Source organism: Pseudomonas protegens (genome assembly GCF_003363755.1).
Lineage (GTDB): Bacteria > Pseudomonadota > Gammaproteobacteria > Pseudomonadales > Pseudomonadaceae > Aquipseudomonas > Aquipseudomonas danubii.
In genome coordinates, this window is sequence record NZ_CP031396.1 from 5,993,405 (window position 1) to 6,009,883 (window position 16,479).

The following is a 16,479-nucleotide window of genomic DNA, read 5'->3' on the forward strand; positions in this document are numbered from 1 at the left end:
TGGCGCGTGCAAGGATTTGCCCGCCTCATTCACTTTGCGGAACCTGTGCGCCATGTACGATCCTCTCTCCGAGCATTTCCACTGCATTCTTCAGGGGCTGGGTGAAGATCCATCCCGCGAGGGCCTGCGCGATACCCCGCAGCGAGCGTCAAAGGCCTTGCGTTATCTGTGTCACGGTTACGACACCAGCCTCGAAGAGTTGGTCAACGGCGCGTTGTTCAGTTCCACCAGCGACGAGATGGTGATGGTTCAGGACATCGAGCTGTATTCCCTGTGCGAGCACCATCTGCTGCCCTTCATCGGTCAGGCCCATGTGGCTTACATCCCCACCGGCAAGGTGCTGGGGCTGTCCAAGGTGGCGCGGATCGTCGACATGTATGCGCGACGCCTGCAGATCCAGGAAAACCTGACCCGGCAGATTGCCGAGGCGGTCCAGGAAGTGACCGGGGCGGCCGGGGTGGCGGTGGTCATCCAGGCACGGCACATGTGCATGATGATGCGCGGGGTCGAGAAGCAGAACTCGCTGATGAACACCTCAGTGATGCTCGGGGCCTTTCGCGACTGCGCCAGTACCCGCCAGGAATTTCTCCAGCTGTTGCCCAGGCGGTCTTGAATGAACAGTATCCGGCGAGTGCTCGCGGCGCGGTTGTTGTGGCTGCTGGTGTTGTTCAGCGCCACCGCCAGTGCCGGCTGGCAAGAGTCGCTGCCCAATGCACGGCTGCTGGGCAGCGGTGAGTTCAGCTGGTTCGGCTTCAAGGTCTACAACGCCCGGCTCTGGGGCACGGCCTTGCCGTTGACGGCCGACAGCCCCTTTGCCCTGGAGCTGACTTATCGGCGCACGATCCGTCGTGACGAGCTGGTGCAGACCAGCCTGGATGAGATCCAGCGTTTGTCCGGCACTGCAGTCAGCCCGGAGCAACTCAAGGATTGGCAGGCGCAGATGCAGCGCGCCTTCGTCGATGTCGAACCGGGCCAGCGCATCACCGGGGTGTTCCTGCCCGGTCGCGGGGTGCAGTTCTTTGTCGACCAGCGCTTGCAGCACGTGGTCGACGACGAGGCCTTCGCCCGAGCGTTCTTTGCCATCTGGCTCGACCCGCGCACCCGCAATCCGCAGTTGCGCGCACAACTGCTGGGCCGATAGCGGGCGCAGCACAGGAGATGTTCCATGTTCAAGAAATACTTGCTGGTGCTGTGCCTTGGCCTGGTTGCTTGCAGCGACACCGACGTCAAGCAGTACCGTGACCAGAAGCCCGAGCTGGAACTGCGGCAGTTCTTCAGTGGCCGGGTCGAGGCCTGGGGCCTGTTCCAGAAGCGCTCCGGTGAGGTGATCAAGCGCTTCCATGTGCAGATCAACAGCCGCAGCGAAGGCGAGAAGTTCATCATGCATGAGGACTTTACCTACAGCGATGGCACCCGCCAGACCCGGATCTGGACCCTGGTCCCGACGGGGCCCGGTCTGTGGCGCGGGACCGCCGACGACGTGGTCGGCGAGGCCCGGGGCGAAGTCTCCGGCAATGCCCTGCGCTGGCGTTACGTGCTCAACCTGCCGGTGGACGGCACCACCTATCAGGTGCATTTCGATGACTGGATGTACCTGTTGGACGAAAACACCCTGGCCAATCGTTCCTACATGACCAAGTTCGGTTTCGAGCTGGGGCAGGTGACCCTGTTCTTCCGCCGTCAGCCCGGCTGAGGCGCGCTGGCCGGCTCCGGACTCAGGACGGGTCGTCGAGAAAGCGCCCGTGATGGTCGGGGCTGGGCAGCAGGCAGACGTCATGCCGGCCGAACCAGCGGTAGCGGTTGCCGGCGATACGGTCGTAGCCCCAGTCCCGCAGCGGCCGGGGAATCCAGCGCAACAGGCGCAGCCAGCACCAGGGGGCAGGCAGTTGCGCCATCAGGCGGATAAAGGCCTCGGAGCGTTGTGACAGCCCCTGGTCCTCGATCAGCAGCACGCTGTCGAACTGCTCGGTGGGCTGGCCGAACCATTTCAGCAGCGCCTGGCCCTGGGGTGATTGCATCGATGCCAGTTTGATACGCCGCTGGCGGTCGTGGCGGATGACGAAACGCACCGAGGCATTGCACAGCTTGCAGACCCCATCGAACAGCAGCACCCGGTCGCCGGGTTGCAGGAAGGGGGGCTGGGTGTCGGGTTCGGGGGGTGTCGCAGCGCTGTTCACGGGGCCACCTTGGGCGGGAAATCGATACCTGCAGCAGGCGTCGCAAGGGTCTGGAGTGGCAGCAGCATACTCGCCTTCAGGGTGAAAAATCAGGCTTGGGTGGCTGTGCTGAAACCTCTAAGCTGAGCCCTTGCGTCAATTCGTCGTGGAAATCCCCGTGAAATTCAGCCTACCGAAAGTTGCCACCGCCCCCTTTTGTCCGCCGGAGGTGGCGGGCTCCGTGTCCGTCGATCCCAGCGCTTCGCTGTTCAAGCGCCTGCTGCGTTTTGCCGGCCCCGGGTTGCTGATTTCCATCGGCTACATGGACCCGGGCAACTGGGCCACCGCCATCGAGGCGGGGTCGCGCTATGGCTACAACCTGCTGTTCGTGGTGTTGCTGGCAAGCCTGGCGGGGATGGCGGTGCAATGTCTGTGCTCACGCCTGGGTATCGCCACCGGGCGCGACCTGGCGCAACTGTGCCGGGAGCGCTACAGCCGCCGTTCGGCCCGGGCCCAGTGGCTGGCGGCCGAGGTGTCGATCATCGCCACCGACCTGGCCGAAGTGCTGGGATGTGCCCTGGCGTTCCACCTGCTGCTGGGGGTGTCCCTGAGCACCGGGATTGTCATCACCGCCTTCGACACCTTGCTGGTGCTGGCCTTGCAGAACCGCGGTTTTCGCCGGCTGGAAGCGATCATGCTGGCGCTGGTGGCGACCATCGGCGTGTGTTTCTTCATTGAACTGCTGCTGATCAAACCCTATTGGCCGGACGTGGCCCGGGGCTTCACCCCGTCGCTCTCGGCCATCAGCGACGCCGCACCGCTGTACCTGGCGATTGGCATCCTCGGCGCCACGGTGATGCCCCACAACCTCTACCTGCACACCTCGGTGGTGCAGACCCGCTTGATCGGCCAGGACCGGGCCAGTCGTGCCGACGCCATCAAGCTGGCGCGCATCGACACCATCGGCTCCCTGGCCCTGGCACTGCTGGTGAACGCGGCGATCCTGATCCTCGCCGCCGCGGCCTTCCACAACACCGGCCACAGCGACGTGGTGGAGATCCAGGATGCCTACCACCTGCTCGACCCACTGGTGGGCGGAGCCCTGGCCAGCGTGCTGTTCGGCGTGGCGCTGCTGGCCTCGGGGCAGAGCTCGACCTTCACCGGGACCATTGCCGGGCAGGTGATCATGGAGGGTTACCTGAACCTGCGGATTCCCTGCTGGCAACGGCGCCTGATCACCCGCGGGCTGGCGCTGATCCCGGCGTTCATTGGCGTCTGGCTGCTGGGGGATGGCGCAGTGGGCCAACTGCTGGTGTTGAGCCAGGTGGTGCTGAGCCTGCAACTGCCGTTTGCCTTGTACCCGCTGATCCGCATGACCAACGACCGGCGCCTGATGGGCGAATTCGTCAACCGTTGGCCGACGCGATGGCTGGCCTGGAGCCTGTTTGCTGTCATCAGCGCAGCCAACGCCTGGCTGATCGCTCAACTCTTCCTGTAGGAGCCGGCTGGCCGGCGAAGGGGCCGCTGAGTCTTGTGCAGGGCTTGCCGGCGCTTTCGCTGGCAAGCCAGCTCCTAGGGTTACGGGGCGGGGGCGCGGCGATCCCAATAGGGCTCCGGGCCGAATTTCTCGACGAAGAAGTCGATCACCGTGCGCACTTTCAGTGAGAGGCGCCGGCTGCCGGGCCAAAGGGCGGCAATCTGCTGCGGCTCGAGGCTGGTGGCCACGTCGAAGTCTTCGAACAAGGCCACCAGGCGGCCTTGATGCAGGGCCTCGCCAATCAGCCAGGAAGGAAACATCACCAGCCCCAGGCCCTGTTCGGCGGCCTGGGTCAGGGTGTCGGCGTGGTTGCCGGTCAGGGGGCCCTTGACGCTGTAGGGCGTCCAGTCTTCCCGGCCCCGGCGAAAGAACCAGCGCTGCTGGCCGGTTTCGCCCTTGTAGGCGAGGCACTGGTGCTGCTGCAACTGCTGCGGGTGCTGTGGCGTGCCATGGCGTTCCAGATAGGCGGGGCTGGCCGCCACCCGGTAGCGCTGCGGGGCCAGCAGGCGTGCCTGCATCGAGGAATCTTCCAGGGTGCCGATGCGAAACAGCAGGTCGGTGCCGTCCTGCAAAGGATCGATGTAGTTGTCGGTCTGCTGGATGTCCAGTTGCAGTTTGGGGTGGCGGCCCAGTAGCTCGCCCAGCCAGGGCGCCAGGTGTCGCTGGCCAAACACCACTGGGGCATTGATCCGCACCAGCCCGGCCGGTTCGTCCTGCTGTTCCTGCAGCGCCTGTTCGGCTTCTTCCCATTGCGCCAGCACCCGCCGCGCATGGTGGCCCAGCAAGCGCCCGGCCTCGGTGGGGCTGACGGCGCGGGTGTGGCGATAAAGCAACTGCTGGCCCAGGGCCTGTTCCATGAGCTGGATCTGCCGCGAGATGGACGAAGGCGCCAGCCCCTCGCGGCGTGCCACGGCGGAAAAACTGCCCTGGTCGAGCACCGCGATGAACAGGCGCAGGGCCTTGAAGCCCAGGTCGTTGAAGCCTTGCATAGGAAATCCTTGCTGTGCGTTTTACGCAAAGGTGTTGTCGGCATGCTCCCATTTATCGCAAAGAGGGCGCAATCGATAATGCCCGCCATTCCTTGATCCCCAAGCAGGTGTTGTATGTCCTCCAATGTGTTAGATCCAGTGCTGCCGACTCCGGCGGCCCAGGTTGAACCCCGCGCTGGCTGGCAGCGCTTGATGTTGTTGCCCCTGGTGATTCTGGCGGGCATGGGCCTGTCGGTGGAGGCCGGCTTGCTCGGCCCGCTGGGCGCCCAGGTCGGGCATTTGTGGGCGACCTTGAGCATCTTCGGCGTGGGCACGGCATTGCTGTTTCTGCTGCTGTTGTTCAGCGGTCCGCAGCCGGGGCCGGCCTTCAGCCAACTGCCGCGCTGGCAATTGCTCGGCGGGGTGCTGGGACCGATCTACGTGGTGGTGCTGACCCTGGCCACGCCCCATATCGGCATTGCCATGACCATGATCGCGATCCTCTCCGGGCAGGTGGGCAAGAGCGTGCTGATCGACCATTTCGGCTGGTTCGGCAGCGCCCGCAAGCCGGTCAATGGCGAACGCTGGCTGGCCCTGGTGCTGATTGTCGTGGCCCTGATCCTGATCGCCCGAGGTTGAACATGAACCTGATTCTTTTGCTGGTCCTGGTGGTGGCTGCGGGTGCGGTGCTCAGTGTGCAAGCGGCGATCAACGGCCGCCTGGGTGAAAGCGTGGGGGTGTTGCGCAGCAGCCTGCTGACCTTTGCCGTGGGTGCCCTGATCACCGGGCTGCTGATAGTGTTTTTCCAGCCCCCTCAGGCCATGAGCCTGTTGCAGGCGCCGAAATGGCAACTCACTGGCGCGCTGTTTGGCGTGGTCTACATGCTGGTGATGGTCGGCGCGGTGCCTCGGGTCGGCACCGCGGTGGCCACGGTGGCGGTGATCCTCGGACAACTGGCCATGGGCATGCTGATCGACAACTTCGGCTGGTTCGGCAACCCGGCCATCGAGCTGTCGTCCAACCGCCTGCTGGCGCTGCTGTGCCTGGCCCTGGCGCTGTTGTTCATGTACCGCAGCAAGGCACGGCCCTGAGCTGCAAGTGGCAGGCCGCAGGCCACACGCCACTCGCCACACGCCACACGCCACAAGTTTCCAGCTTCCAGCTTCCAGCTCGGAGCTTGTCGCTTAGCTCAGCTCAGCGCGTCTTCCAGCACCTCGATCTAGTGGCGGACCGGGGTGCGGCCGGCGCCATCGAGGTGGGTCTGGCAGCCGATGTTGGCGGTGACGATCAACTCCGGCTGGCCGCTTTCCAGGGCCCGCAGTTTGTCGTCCCGCAGTTGCCGCGCCAGCACCGGCTGGGTCAGTGAATAGGTGCCCGCCGAGCCGCAGCACAGGTGGCTGTCGGGCACGGCAGTGAGGTTGAAGCCCAGGCGCTGCAGCAGGCTTTCCACGGCGCCGCCGAGCTTTTGCGCGTGCTGCAGGGTACAGGGGCAGTGGAAGGCCAGACGCTGTTCGCTGTGGGCGCCGAGCTGCTCCAGGGGTTCGGCGCGCAACACTTCCACCAGGTCCCGGGCCAGGGTGCTGACCTGCCGGGCCTTGTCGCGGTAGGCCGGGTCATGGGCCAGCAGGTGCTGGTAATCCTTGATGAAGGCGCCGCAGCCGCTGGCGGTCTGGATGATCGCCTCGGCGCCCTGTTGCAGGTGCGGCCACCAGGCGTCGATGTTGCGTCGGGCGCGCTGCAGGCCGGCTTCCTGGGCGTCCAGGTGATAGTCCACGGCGCCGCAGCAGCCGGCCTCGGCGACCGGCTGCACGCTGATGCCCAGGCGATCGAGGACTCGCGCCGCCGCGGCATTGGTATTGGGCGACAGCCCCGGTTGCACGCAGCCTTCGAGCAACAGCACGCGCCGTGCATGGCGCAGGGGCGGACGCGGCTTGGCGCTGGGCAACTGGCGCGGCAGCTTGTCCTGCAGCGCCTGGGGCAGCAGCGGACGCAGGCGGCTGCCGCCCTGGATCAGGGCCTTGAACAGCTGCGGGTTGGCACTCAGCGCTCGCAGCCCGCGGCGCAGCAGTTGCTGGCCGGCGGGCCGGGGCAGGGCGGCATCCACCACGGCGCGGCCGATGTCCAGCAGGTGGTGATAATCGACCCCGGACGGGCAGGTGGTTTCGCAGTTGCGGCACGTCAGGCAGCGGTCCAGGTGTTGCTGGACCTGTGCGGTGGCGGTGGCGCCTTCGAGCACCTGCTTGATCAGGTAGATGCGCCCGCGGGGGCCATCCAGTTCGTCGCCCAGCAACTGGTAGGTGGGGCAGGTGGCGTTGCAGAAACCGCAGTGCACGCAGCTGCGCAGGATGCGCTCGGCTTCGGCGGCCCGGGGCAGTTGCCGGGCCTCGGGGCTGAGGGTGGTCTGCATGGTCTAGAGCTCCGCGTAGAGTCGGCCGGGGTTGAAGATCCCTTGCGGGTCCAGCTGCGCCTTGAGCCGCTGGTGGTAATGCAGCAGGGTCGGCGCCAGGGGCTGGAACGGGCTGTCCTGCAGGCCGTGGCTGTAGCAGCTGGCGTGGCCGCCAACGGCGCTGACGGCGGCGCGGATCTCGCTGGCTGGTGCAGCGGTTTTCAGCCAGCGCTGGGCGCCGCCCCAGTCCAGCAGTTGTTCGCCGGGCAGTGCCAGCAGCGGCGTGTTGTGTGGCAGTGACAGGCGCCACAGCGGCAGGCCGGGGTTGAAGAAGTCCAGCTGCTGTTCATTGAGCTGGCTCCAGTAGCCCGAATCCAGAGGCTCGCCGCCCAGGCGCTCATGGGCCGCTGCCACCGAGCCTTCGCCGCCTTCCAGGCGCAGGTGCAGGCGCTCGCCGTCGTGGCAGGCGGCGCTGATCGGCAAGGGCTGTTGGCCCCATTCGGCCAGTTGCGCGAGGGCGCGCCGGCGGTCCATTTCCAGGCTCAGGCTCAGGCATTGCCGGGGCTTGGGCAGGACCTTCAGCGAGACTTCGGTGATCAGCCCCAGGCAGCCGTAGCTGCCGGCCATCAGCCGCGACAGGTCGTAACCGGCGACGTTCTTCATCACCTCGCCACCAAAGCGCAGGTGCTGGCCGCTGCCGCTGATGATCCGGGTGCCGAGGACGAAATCCCGTACCGCGCCGGCCCAGGGTCGACGCGGTCCGGACAGGCCGCTGGCGAGCATGCCGCCCAGGGTGGCCCCAGCGCCGAACGATGGCGGCTCGCAGGGCAGCATCTGCCCGGCGGCCTCCAGGGCGGCGTGCAACTCACTGAGCGGGGTGCCGGCCCGGGCGCTGATCACCAGCTCCGTGGGGTCGTAGCTGACGATGCCGCGATGGCTGCGGGTATCGAGTATTTCCCCAGCGCACTCGCGGCCGAGAAAGGCTTTGCTGTTGGAGCCCTGGATGCGCAGCGGGGTGCTGTCCTGCAAGGCATTGCGGACCTGTTCCAGCAGCGCGGCGCTGGCATCGCCGTCGGGAGGCGCCGTCATCAGAAGCGCTCCAGTTCGGGGAAGGGCAGTTGCCCATGATGGATATGCATGGCGCCGAATTCAGCGCAGCGTTGCAGGGTCGGGATGTTCTTGCCGGGGTTGAGCAGGCCGCCGGGATCGAAGGCGGCCTTGACCCCATGGAACAGCGCCAGCTCGTGGGCGTTGAACTGGGCGCACATCTGGTTGATTTTCTCCCGGCCCACGCCGTGTTCGCCGGTGATGCTGCCGCCCACCGCCACGCACAGTTCGAGGATCTTGCCGCCCAGGGCCTCGGCCCGCTGCAGCTCGCCCGGCCGGTTGGCATCGAACAGGATCAGCGGGTGCATGTTGCCGTCCCCGGCATGGAACACGTTGGCCACCCGCAGTTGATGCTCGGCGGCGAGACGAGCAATGCCCCGTAACACCCCCGGCAGCTGGCGCCGGGGAATGGTGCCGTCCATGCAGTAGTAGTCCGGGGACAAACGGCCCACCGCTGGAAAGGCGTTCTTGCGCCCGGCCCAGAAGCGCACGCGCTCGGCTTCGTCCCGGGCCAGTCGCACCTCCCTGGCGCCGGCGCGTTCCAGCACCTGGCGCACCCGCTCGCAGTCGTCATGCACATCAGCCTCAACCCCGTCCAGTTCGCACAGCAGGATGGCTTCGGCGTCCACCGGGTAGCCGGCGTGGATGAAGTCCTCGGCGGCGCGGATCGCCAGGTTGTCCATCATCTCCAGGCCGCCGGGGATGATCCCCGCGGCAATGATCTCGGCCACGGCGCGGCCGGCGGCTTCCACCGAATCGAAGGCCGCCAGCAGCACCTTGGCGATCGGCGGCTTGGGCAGCAGCTTGACCGTGACCTCGGTGATTACCCCCAACAGGCCCTCGGAGCCGGTGACCAGCGCCAGCAGGTCGAACCCCGGCGCGTCCAGGGCCTGACTGCCCAGGGTCATGGCTTGGCCGTCGACGCTGAGCATCTGCACCTGCAGCAGGTTGTGCACGGTCAGGCCGTATTTCAGGCAATGCACGCCCCCGGCGTTTTCCGCGACGTTGCCGCCGATGGAGCAAGCGATCTGTGATGAAGGATCGGGGGCGTAGTACAGGCCAAAAGGCGCCGCCGCCTGGGAAATCGCCAGGTTGCGCACCCCCGGCTGGAGCCTTGCGCAGCGGGCGGCCGGGTCGATCTGCAGGATGTCCTTGAAGCGCGCCATCACCAGCAGCAGGCCTTTTTCCAGGGGCAGGGCGCCTCCGGACAAACCCGTACCGGCCCCTCGGGGGACCACTGGCACCCGGTGCTCATGGCAGATCTGCAGCAAGCGCTGGACCTCGTGCAGATGCCGCGGCAGGGCCACCAGCATCGGTGTGGTGCGATAGGCACTGAGGCCGTCGCATTCGTAGGGCTTGAGCTGCGGCTCCTGGTCCAGCAGTTCCAGGTCCGGCAATTGGCTGCGCAAGGCCCGGATCAGGGCCTGTTGGTCGACGTCGGGCAGGGCGCCGTCGAGGGTTTCGTCATAGAGAATCGTCATGGGCGGCGAATGACCTTGGGTTGTTCTTGTCAGGTCGAGACAGCATGACCACGGCCTGCATCATTGGCTGGCCGGGCCGGGGTGGCCATCGGTCCATGCGGGCGCTGGCCGAATCACTTTAGTCGCTGTTGGCGTGGCGGGGGGGCTGGGTTGGCCTAGTCTTTGGAGGGCTCGTACCGTGCAGTGGCTGCCATTGTCTGAGGTGGCGCGGTGATCGAGTCCCCTGAAAGACTGATAAAAAGGAACCCTGCCATGTCCAATGAAACCTGCGCCTGTCCGGCCTGCACCTGCAAGCTGGGGCCCCATGCGATTGTCCGTCACGGCAAGCACTACTGCTGTCAGGCTTGCGCCGATCATCACGCTCATGGTGAGCCTTGTGCTTCCACCCAAGGGTGCAAATGCGCCCAAGGCGCCCACGGCTGAAGAGCGCAAACGGGTGGGGCTGCGGCTCCACCCGTTTGCGGCGGGCCTAGACCGAAGGCCGCCAGGTGACATTCTCGATACCGAACTTTTCCGCCATGGGCTTGCTGGTCTTCTTCACCCGTTCCCGGCCGAAACGGCCGATGCGGCCCACTCCCGCATCACAGCTTGCCCAGTGCCAGGCCTCGGCGTTGTCCATCTTTTCCTGGCGGATGATGAAGGACTTGGGAGCGCCGTGAAGGGTGTATTCGATGACGAAGAGTTTTGCGTTGTTCATAAAGCCTCTGTTCCTCCCTGTGATCCTTGAGTGATCCCCCGCAGGCGCAAAAATTCACTTTGATTGGCCGACTCTGGCGCCAACGGTCATGGCCCTGAGCGCGCCTTCGTCGGCACGCCGGCTCCTGCGGGTTGCCACGGATCAGGCGTCGGGGACGCCTGTTTCCCAGGTCGACCAGTTGTTGAGAATGTCCTGCACCAGCGGATTGCCGGCCCGGTAGAGGTTCTCCAGGGCCGGGACAAAGCCGCCCTGGTCGGCGTACTTGAGCAGGTTGTCCACTTCACTGGCCCCCGGCGCCGGGCGGTCGAAATCGGAACCGGCGCGCAGCACCGCCAGGCGCTGGATGTCCACCAGACCCTCGCGGCTGGCCCGCAGCAAGGCTTCGTAGGTGGAGTTGTCTTCCTGCTGGGTGGTGCAGTAGGTGCCTTTGTTGTCGGTCAGCAGGCGGGTCCAGACTTCGGCCCGTTCGCTCAGGCGAGTGCCGGAGAACCAGGTGTTGCCCGCCAGGGTGTCGCAGCGGGTCACCACCGGCGGCTGGTTGGCCGGGGCCTTGGGGTATTTCAGGCGCCAGGCCGCCGATTCCTGGCTCTCGCTCAAGGTCACCCGCTGGCTCAGGGCGAAGGCCTTGGCCTGGAGCTTGGGGTTGAGCTCGAAGACTTCGGTCTTGTAGTCCAGGGGCGGTTTTTCGTTCGGCCCCTTGGTGTTGATCCCCAGGTAGCCGGTGGGCCAGTCCTTGGGCGCATCCCGGGAGTCGATTTCCCACTGGGTGCCGAACTCCACCAGGTAATGCGCCCAGGCGGCGGTGCCGAGGGTGCCGTGGTGCGGGCTGATGCCGGCGATCCCGGCAATCAGGAAATAGCTTTTGCGCAGGTCGAACTTCGGCGACAGGGCCAGGGCCAGGGTCGACGCCGCGGCATTGGTCTGGCCCATGCCGGTGGTCAACAGGCACACGTCCCGGTCATTGCAGCGAATGCTCGGATACTCCGCCGCCAGCCCCGGCACGCGAATCTCGCGCTTGAGCTCCAGGCGCTCGATCCAGTGCTGCGCTTCCGGCGCGAACATGCTGATCAGCACCACCTTGGGCTTGATCGGCGCCTCATTGGCCCAGGCGCCGCCTGCCAGCACAGCCCCCAGTCCCAATACCCACGAAACCTTTGTAATCCCACGCATACAACCTCCATGACTGCCGTTAACCGGCGCTTATCCTGCCTGGTCCAGGTTGCAACTCATCGCAACCGTTCTTGTCTTGCCGTTTGCCGCTCGAAGCTTGCCATTGCTCTAGAACTGATAGCCGACCCCGGCGTAATAGCCCCAGCCATTGGAGCGGGCACGGAACTCGCCGTCGCCGAAATTCAGCACGCTGCCATCCTCCCAGTTGCCGCCGTTGTGGAAGTAGCGGCCCACCAGGGTGAAGCGCAGGTGAGTGAAGGCGTACAGCAGCACGTTGGTGGCCACCGTGGCATTGGCGGTGCGCGCCGGGTTGTCCTTGTGCAGGTCGGAGCCGAAATCGAAATTGGTGAAACCGATGTAGGTCAGCGAGGCGCCGTTGCTGTAGCTGTCGATGGGCACGATGTATTTGAGCTGGGCGCGGTAGCCGTCCCAGGAATACTCGTTGCTGGCGCCGTAGTTTTCCCACTGGTAGCGGCCATAGAAGTTGGCCGAGAGGTTGACCCGCGAATGGGTGTCGATGTCGGTGCCCAGTCCGCTGTACAGGGTGTTGGCGCGGTTGGCGGTGCGGCTGCCGTGGTCGTAGATCCAGTCGAAGGCCACATACCACTCCTTGATCGGACCGATGGCCAGGCTGCGACCGGCCAGGTAATCGATGGAGATCCGCGGTTCGTGCTCCATGAACAGCGGCGAGCCGTGGTCCCAGATGCCTTTGTCGTGGCTGTTGCCGATGTCGAGGATCTTCGGCAGGTCGATGTAGCCGTACAGCTCGAAGGGGCCCTTGCGCCCGAAGTATTCGTACTCCAGGTAGATGTCGTCCGCCGGGCGCGGGCCGAAGCTGATGTCCTTGCTGCCGATCAGCATCAGGTCCTGGTTGTACCAGTCGGAAAGGTAGGCGCCCTGTTTCGCGGATTGCACATCGGCGCTCAGGCTTTCGCCCTGGGCTGACGCGTCCGGCGCGGGGGATTGGGCCAGCGTGGCGTGACTGAGTAGACCCGTAACGCCGGCCAGCCCGAGGGAAACAGCCCATTGGCCATGACGGGGGAAGCGGTTGTGCATGGAAAGTCCCTGTTCGTGCGGTGTGAAGTCCCTGATGTCCGTTCGCGCGCGTGGCGGTGGCGAACACCCACAAATTTGCAACTCGCAAACGTTTGCACATGGCGTACCAACTTGAAATAGGCGGTTGAAAAACAATTGGAAACGCCTCGGAAGCTGGCTCTGGGGTCAAAAAATGCCCGGGCAGGGGGCGGTGGGCGCGAAAGCGGGGCACTGTTAAAGTCCGGGGCTGGATTTTCTGCGGAGCTCGACCATGGCGTTGCATCAACTCTTGCTGGAATTGGAAACCCGCCTGCAGCAGGCCGAAGTGCGTGCCGATCGCCAGTTGCTGGACGACTTGCTGGCCGACGACTTTCTCGAGTTCGGCGCCAGTGGCGGGCGTTGGGACAAGGCACAGGTGCTGGAAAGCCTGCCGCAGCAAGTGTTTATCGAGCGCCGGATCAGCGAGTTCTCGTTGCAGCTTCTGGCGGCCGATCTGGCCCAGGTCACCTACCTGTGCCATAACGCCGCAGCCGGCGGGCGCGCGGCCGGCAGCGCCTGGCGCAGTTCGCTGTGGCGCTGCCGCGAAGGGCGCTGGCAGATGCTGTTCCACCAGGGCACGCCCCGGCCCGGGGCCTGACCCCCTCTGCTAGAATCCTGCGTCCCGAACTTGACGAGGTGCCCCATGAGCGAGCCGATTCGCCTGACCCAGTACAGCCACGGAGCCGGCTGCGGCTGCAAGATTTCCCCCCAGGTACTGGAGGTGATCCTGGCCGGCAGCGGGGCGCAGAACCTCGACCCCAAGCTGTGGGTCGGCAACGCTTCGCGCGATGACGCGGCGGTCTACGCCATCGATGAAGAGCGCGGCGTGGTCTCCACCACCGACTTTTTCATGCCCATCGTCGACGACCCCTTCGACTTCGGCCGCATCGCCGCCACCAACGCCATCAGCGATATCTACGCCATGGGCGGCGACCCGCTGATGGCCATCGCCATTCTCGGTTGGCCGGTGAACGTGCTGGCCCCTGAAATCGCCCGGGAAGTGATCCGCGGCGGCCGCGCCGTGTGCGACGCGGCGGGCATTCCCCTGGCGGGCGGCCATTCCATCGACGCGCCGGAGCCGATCTTCGGCCTGGCGGTGACCGGGCTGGTGGAAAAACGCTTCATGAAACGCAACGACACCGCCACCGCCGGTTGCCTGCTGTACCTGACCAAGCCCCTGGGGATCGGCGTGCTCACCACCGCCGAGAAAAAGGGCAAGCTGCGCGACGCCGACATCGGTCTGGCCCGCGACTGGATGTGCACCCTGAACAAGCCCGGCAGCCGTTTCGGCAAGTTCGAAGGGGTGACCGCGATGACCGACGTCACCGGTTTCGGCCTGCTCGGGCACCTGGTGGAAATGGCCGATGGCAGCGGCCTCACCGCACAGATTCACTACGACCGCGTACCGCGCCTGCCCGGGGTTGAGTACTACCTGGATCAGGGCTGCGTGCCCGGCGGCACCTTGCGCAACTACAGCAGCTACGCCGAGAAGATCGGCCGGGTCCAGGAGCTGCACAAACGGGTGCTCTGCGACCCGCAGACCAGCGGCGGGCTGCTGGTGGCGGTTACGCCTGAAGGCAATGCCGAGTTCCTCGCCCTGGCGGCGGAGCTGGGCCTGGAACTGGCGCCCATCGGTGAACTGGTGGAGCGACAGAGCCACGCGGTCGAGGTGTTCTGATGCCTCTGGACTGCACCGACTACCGCGAGATCTTCCTCAACGACCGGCCGATGATGGACACCCGGGCGCCGATCGAATTCACCAAGGGCGCCTTTCCCGGGGTGCTCAACCTGCCGCTGATGACCGACCAGGAACGCCAGCGGGTCGGCACCTGCTACAAGCAGCAGGGCCAGCAGGCGGCGATTGTCCTGGGTCATCAGCTGGTGTCCGGCGACATCAAGCAACAGCGCGTCCAGGCCTGGGCCGATTTCGCCCGGGCTCACCCCAATGGCCTGCTGTACTGCTTCCGTGGCGGCCTGCGCTCGCAGATCGTCCAGCAGTGGCTCAAGGAAGCGGGCATTGACTACCCGCGGGTTGGCGGCGGCTACAAGGCCATGCGGACCTTCCTTCTGGACACCACCGAGCAGGCCCTGCAGCAGTGCGATTTTGTCCTGTTGGGGGGCATGACCGGCACCGGCAAGACCGAAGTGCTGGGCCAGTTGGACAACGCCCTGGACCTGGAAGGCCACGCCAACCACCGCGGCTCCAGCTTCGGCCGCCGCGCCACCGGGCAGCCGAGCAACATCGACTTCGAAAACCGCCTGGCGGTGGACCTGCTGAAAAAGCGTGAGCGCGGCGTGCAGAGCTTTGTCCTGGAAGACGAGAACCGCATGATCGGCAGCTGCGCCTTGCCGCTGCCGCTGTACCAGAGCATGCAGGGCCTGCCCATGGTCTGGCTGGAAGACCGCCTCGACAGCCGGGTACAGCGCATCCTTGACGATTACGTGGTCAACCTCAGCGCCGAGTTCGTGGCCGTGCATGGCGAGGAAGGGTTTGCCCTGTTTGCCGAACGCCTGCTGGAGAGCCTGAACAAGATCCACAAACGCCTGGGGGGCGAGCGTCACCAGCGCCTGTTCCTGCTGATGGAAGCGGCGCTGGCGGAACAGGCCCGCAGCGGCGATGTGGAGCTGCACCGGGCCTGGATCGAAGGCTTGCTCGGCGAATACTACGATCCGATGTACGCCTACCAACGCGAGAGCAAGGGCGCGCGGATCGAGTTCATGGGCGAGCACGGCGCGGTGCTCGATTACCTGCGCCAGCGCCAGTCGCCATCGCGCTAGCGCTCAATAACCCGCGCGCTCGCAGCCCCCGAGCGCGCGGTGTTCGCGGGCGTCAGCCGGCAGGGCGTGGACGGTCGAGCAAGGCCTCGACCACGGCCCGGGCCATTTCCACGGAATGCACCATGGACCAGATCAGGCCACGCTCGATACCGCTGGCGCGCTCGGTGATTTCATCGGACACCTCCTCGGCGCACTTGAGCAGCAGGGCGACGTGCCTCAAGGCCTGTTCGGCGTTGACCCCGGCTTGCACGCTGAACAGGGCATTGCCCTGGGCATCGCGCAGGCCGAACGGGCGTGCCTGGGTCGGTTTCAGAGCGGCGAGCAGGTTGGCGTTGGCGCGATCCAGCTCGGGATCGCGTAGCGGGCGGGGTGGATCGGGGACGAGCTTTTTCATGAGTTGGGTCCTCCAGTCGTTCAAGAACTGCCGGAACTCACTTCCACATGAGAGGGTGGCAGCTGTACGCAGGTGTGGAAGACCGGGACTGAAGGATCCGGCGCACCCGAGAGTGCCCCACGTACAGCCGCCATAGAGCGAGGTCACCCATATTGAAAAATACAGGTGTTCCCATTGAGGCAAGTTGCACGTTCTTCATGTCCGGACTTCCACATCCGAGTCGCTGATGGTGCAGCGACCGGGGGAGACTGCCTGACGAACACCCAGGGCACAAGCCGCTCAAAGGCGTTGGCGATTCTCTCGGACAAGCCTTACAAAACAAAGCGAAAACTCTGGTTTCGGGAGCGGCATTCCCTGATCAATGTGTTTCAAGACGATGCTGTGGCGGAGGGGTGGTGCTTCGATTGGAAACCTGTGCTCAACGGAGTTGAGCGGGGACAGCCGAGTGTTTGCAGGTGCTCAAATAGTCATCGACCGCCTCTTTGAACGCGACCTCCAGCTCAGCCAGGGTTTGCCCTTCATAGCTCACCAGGGCTTTGATGAACTGGAGCCTGCCAAAGAGGCAGTGATCCTCGGGGCTGACTTCAATAGAGCCGTAATAGCCCTTGTGTTGCAGCAGGTTGTTCACGGTATCGAGGCCTCCGGGTCTGCGTTGTTCGATGACGTGGCGAAGCATCTCGCTCTTTAGCTCATGACCGGGGCGCGCTTTGCGCAGGTTGCACATCGCGCGC

At 65.4% G+C, this 16,479-nt stretch carries 19 protein-coding genes and 1 pseudogene; 10 read left to right on the forward strand and 10 right to left on the reverse strand.

Annotated elements, in window-relative coordinates; genetic code table 11:
* The first annotated feature begins 52 nt into the window (after positions 1-52).
* Genes folE through DWF74_RS27170 form a run of 3 tightly spaced genes read left to right on the forward strand, consistent with a single transcriptional unit; the run spans position 53 to position 1,693 of the window.
* Entirely contained in the window at positions 53-613 is a 561-nt protein-coding gene (gene folE / locus DWF74_RS27160; RefSeq protein ID WP_102864126.1) for a GTP cyclohydrolase I FolE, read from the forward strand.
* Positions 614-1,141, forward strand: a complete 528-nt coding sequence (locus DWF74_RS27165) for a chalcone isomerase family protein (RefSeq protein WP_115582084.1) — start codon at positions 614-616, stop codon at positions 1,139-1,141.
* Positions 1,142-1,165: 24 nt separating this feature from the next.
* On the forward strand, positions 1,166-1,693 hold the full coding sequence (locus DWF74_RS27170; protein WP_102864128.1) for a DUF3833 domain-containing protein: 528 nt from the start codon (positions 1,166-1,168) through the stop codon (positions 1,691-1,693).
* Between the two features lie 22 nt (positions 1,694-1,715).
* Here DWF74_RS27170 and DWF74_RS27175 read toward each other — a convergent pair whose 3' ends face one another.
* Complete coding sequence (locus DWF74_RS27175) at positions 1,716-2,177, reverse strand: thiol-disulfide oxidoreductase DCC family protein (protein ID WP_102864129.1); 462 nt, start codon at positions 2,175-2,177, stop codon at positions 1,716-1,718.
* 208 nt (positions 2,178-2,385) lie between these two features.
* Here DWF74_RS27175 and DWF74_RS27180 point away from each other — a divergent pair, with 208 nt between their 5' ends.
* Entirely contained in the window at positions 2,386-3,654 is a 1,269-nt protein-coding gene (locus tag DWF74_RS27180) for an Nramp family divalent metal transporter (protein WP_430757478.1), read from the forward strand.
* 80 nt (positions 3,655-3,734) lie between these two features.
* On the opposite strand, the gene DWF74_RS27190 is transcribed toward DWF74_RS27180, so the two are convergent.
* Complete coding sequence (locus tag DWF74_RS27190; protein ID WP_102864131.1) at positions 3,735-4,682, reverse strand: LysR family transcriptional regulator; 948 nt, start codon at positions 4,680-4,682, stop codon at positions 3,735-3,737.
* Between the two features lie 192 nt (positions 4,683-4,874).
* Here DWF74_RS27190 and DWF74_RS27195 point away from each other — a divergent pair, with 192 nt between their 5' ends.
* The gene (locus DWF74_RS27195; RefSeq protein WP_249735905.1) at positions 4,875-5,300 is read left to right on the forward strand and encodes a DMT family transporter; all 426 of its coding nucleotides are present in this window, start codon (positions 4,875-4,877) and stop codon (positions 5,298-5,300) included.
* A gap of 2 nt (positions 5,301-5,302) precedes the next feature.
* The gene (locus tag DWF74_RS27200; RefSeq protein WP_115582086.1) at positions 5,303-5,752 is read left to right on the forward strand and encodes a DMT family transporter; all 450 of its coding nucleotides are present in this window, start codon (positions 5,303-5,305) and stop codon (positions 5,750-5,752) included.
* 128 nt (positions 5,753-5,880) lie between these two features.
* Here DWF74_RS27200 and glcF read toward each other — a convergent pair whose 3' ends face one another.
* The 3 genes from glcF to glcD are packed head-to-tail and all read right to left on the reverse strand — an operon-like array spanning position 5,881 to position 9,635.
* The gene (gene glcF / locus DWF74_RS27205; protein ID WP_115582087.1) at positions 5,881-7,068 is read right to left on the reverse strand and encodes a glycolate oxidase subunit GlcF; all 1,188 of its coding nucleotides are present in this window, start codon (positions 7,066-7,068) and stop codon (positions 5,881-5,883) included.
* A 3-nt stretch (positions 7,069-7,071) separates the two neighbouring features.
* Complete coding sequence (gene glcE / locus DWF74_RS27210) at positions 7,072-8,136, reverse strand: glycolate oxidase subunit GlcE (protein ID WP_115582088.1); 1,065 nt, start codon at positions 8,134-8,136, stop codon at positions 7,072-7,074.
* Positions 8,136-9,635: a glycolate oxidase subunit GlcD gene (glcD, locus tag DWF74_RS27215; protein WP_115582089.1), complete on the reverse strand. Its 1,500-nt coding sequence runs from the start codon at positions 9,633-9,635 to the stop codon at positions 8,136-8,138. The genes glcE and glcD overlap by 1 nt, the downstream gene beginning before the upstream one ends.
* Positions 9,636-9,887: 252 nt before the next feature.
* Between glcD and DWF74_RS27220 the strand changes: the two genes are divergently transcribed.
* Positions 9,888-10,058 carry a metallothionein gene (locus DWF74_RS27220; RefSeq protein ID WP_102864137.1) on the forward strand — a complete coding sequence of 57 codons (171 nt, stop codon included), beginning with the start codon at positions 9,888-9,890 and terminating at the stop codon, positions 10,056-10,058.
* A 46-nt stretch (positions 10,059-10,104) separates the two neighbouring features.
* Here the strand turns inward: DWF74_RS27220 and DWF74_RS27225 are convergent, their stop codons facing one another.
* From DWF74_RS27225 to DWF74_RS27235, 3 genes are all read right to left on the reverse strand, one after another.
* Positions 10,105-10,332 (reverse strand): DUF6555 family protein, encoded by a 228-nt coding sequence (locus tag DWF74_RS27225; RefSeq protein ID WP_011060569.1) that lies wholly within the window; start codon positions 10,330-10,332, stop codon positions 10,105-10,107.
* Positions 10,333-10,473: 141 nt separating this feature from the next.
* Positions 10,474-11,502, reverse strand: a complete 1,029-nt coding sequence (locus DWF74_RS27230) for a purine-nucleoside phosphorylase (RefSeq protein ID WP_115582090.1) — start codon at positions 11,500-11,502, stop codon at positions 10,474-10,476.
* 108 nt (positions 11,503-11,610) lie between these two features.
* Positions 11,611-12,558: a nucleoside-specific channel-forming protein Tsx gene (locus DWF74_RS27235; protein ID WP_102864139.1), complete on the reverse strand. Its 948-nt coding sequence runs from the start codon at positions 12,556-12,558 to the stop codon at positions 11,611-11,613.
* Positions 12,559-12,808: 250 nt separating this feature from the next.
* Between DWF74_RS27235 and DWF74_RS27240 the strand changes: the two genes are divergently transcribed.
* From DWF74_RS27240 to mnmH, 3 genes are read left to right on the forward strand one after another with little or no spacing between them, the layout of a single operon-like run.
* On the forward strand, positions 12,809-13,174 hold the full coding sequence (locus DWF74_RS27240; RefSeq protein ID WP_115582091.1) for a DUF4440 domain-containing protein: 366 nt from the start codon (positions 12,809-12,811) through the stop codon (positions 13,172-13,174).
* A 45-nt stretch (positions 13,175-13,219) separates the two neighbouring features.
* Positions 13,220-14,254, forward strand: coding sequence for a selenide, water dikinase SelD (gene selD / locus DWF74_RS27245; protein ID WP_115582092.1), 1,035 nt, complete (start codon positions 13,220-13,222; stop codon positions 14,252-14,254).
* On the forward strand, positions 14,254-15,354 hold the full coding sequence (mnmH, locus tag DWF74_RS27250; protein WP_115582093.1) for a tRNA 2-selenouridine(34) synthase MnmH: 1,101 nt from the start codon (positions 14,254-14,256) through the stop codon (positions 15,352-15,354). The genes selD and mnmH overlap by 1 nt, the downstream gene beginning before the upstream one ends.
* Before the next feature lie 52 nt (positions 15,355-15,406).
* Here mnmH and DWF74_RS27255 read toward each other — a convergent pair whose 3' ends face one another.
* Together DWF74_RS27255 and DWF74_RS27265 are read right to left on the reverse strand one after the other, a co-directional pair.
* Positions 15,407-15,748 (reverse strand): DUF3077 domain-containing protein, encoded by a 342-nt coding sequence (locus DWF74_RS27255; protein ID WP_060838609.1) that lies wholly within the window; start codon positions 15,746-15,748, stop codon positions 15,407-15,409.
* A 448-nt stretch (positions 15,749-16,196) separates the two neighbouring features.
* Positions 16,197-16,376 (reverse strand): annotated as a pseudogene (locus tag DWF74_RS27265) (type II toxin-antitoxin system HicB family antitoxin); the annotation flags it as partial.
* Positions 16,377-16,479 lie beyond the last annotated feature (103 nt).

What these genes read in the sequence shown, in the direction of transcription:
- folE (WP_102864126.1), top strand. Translation starts at nt 53, where the DNA reads ATGTACGATCCTCTCTCCGAGCATTTCCACTGCATTCTTCAGGGGCTG.
- DWF74_RS27165 (WP_115582084.1), top strand. Translation starts at nt 614, where the DNA reads ATGAACAGTATCCGGCGAGTGCTCGCGGCGCGGTTGTTGTGGCTGCTG.
- DWF74_RS27170 (WP_102864128.1), top strand. Translation starts at nt 1,166, where the DNA reads ATGTTCAAGAAATACTTGCTGGTGCTGTGCCTTGGCCTGGTTGCTTGC.
- DWF74_RS27190 (WP_102864131.1), bottom strand. Translation starts at nt 4,682, where the DNA reads ATGCAAGGCTTCAACGACCTGGGCTTCAAGGCCCTGCGCCTGTTCATC.
- DWF74_RS27195 (WP_249735905.1), top strand. Translation starts at nt 4,875, where the DNA reads ATGTTGTTGCCCCTGGTGATTCTGGCGGGCATGGGCCTGTCGGTGGAG.
- DWF74_RS27200 (WP_115582086.1), top strand. Translation starts at nt 5,303, where the DNA reads ATGAACCTGATTCTTTTGCTGGTCCTGGTGGTGGCTGCGGGTGCGGTG.
- glcF (WP_115582087.1), bottom strand. Translation starts at nt 7,068, where the DNA reads ATGCAGACCACCCTCAGCCCCGAGGCCCGGCAACTGCCCCGGGCCGCC.
- glcE (WP_115582088.1), bottom strand. Translation starts at nt 8,136, where the DNA reads ATGACGGCGCCTCCCGACGGCGATGCCAGCGCCGCGCTGCTGGAACAG.
- glcD (WP_115582089.1), bottom strand. Translation starts at nt 9,635, where the DNA reads ATGACGATTCTCTATGACGAAACCCTCGACGGCGCCCTGCCCGACGTC.
- DWF74_RS27220 (WP_102864137.1), top strand. Translation starts at nt 9,888, where the DNA reads ATGTCCAATGAAACCTGCGCCTGTCCGGCCTGCACCTGCAAGCTGGGG.
- DWF74_RS27225 (WP_011060569.1), bottom strand. Translation starts at nt 10,332, where the DNA reads ATGAACAACGCAAAACTCTTCGTCATCGAATACACCCTTCACGGCGCT.
- DWF74_RS27230 (WP_115582090.1), bottom strand. Translation starts at nt 11,502, where the DNA reads ATGCGTGGGATTACAAAGGTTTCGTGGGTATTGGGACTGGGGGCTGTG.
- DWF74_RS27235 (WP_102864139.1), bottom strand. Translation starts at nt 12,558, where the DNA reads ATGCACAACCGCTTCCCCCGTCATGGCCAATGGGCTGTTTCCCTCGGG.
- DWF74_RS27240 (WP_115582091.1), top strand. Translation starts at nt 12,809, where the DNA reads ATGGCGTTGCATCAACTCTTGCTGGAATTGGAAACCCGCCTGCAGCAG.
- selD (WP_115582092.1), top strand. Translation starts at nt 13,220, where the DNA reads ATGAGCGAGCCGATTCGCCTGACCCAGTACAGCCACGGAGCCGGCTGC.
- mnmH (WP_115582093.1), top strand. Translation starts at nt 14,254, where the DNA reads ATGCCTCTGGACTGCACCGACTACCGCGAGATCTTCCTCAACGACCGG.
- DWF74_RS27255 (WP_060838609.1), bottom strand. Translation starts at nt 15,748, where the DNA reads ATGAAAAAGCTCGTCCCCGATCCACCCCGCCCGCTACGCGATCCCGAG.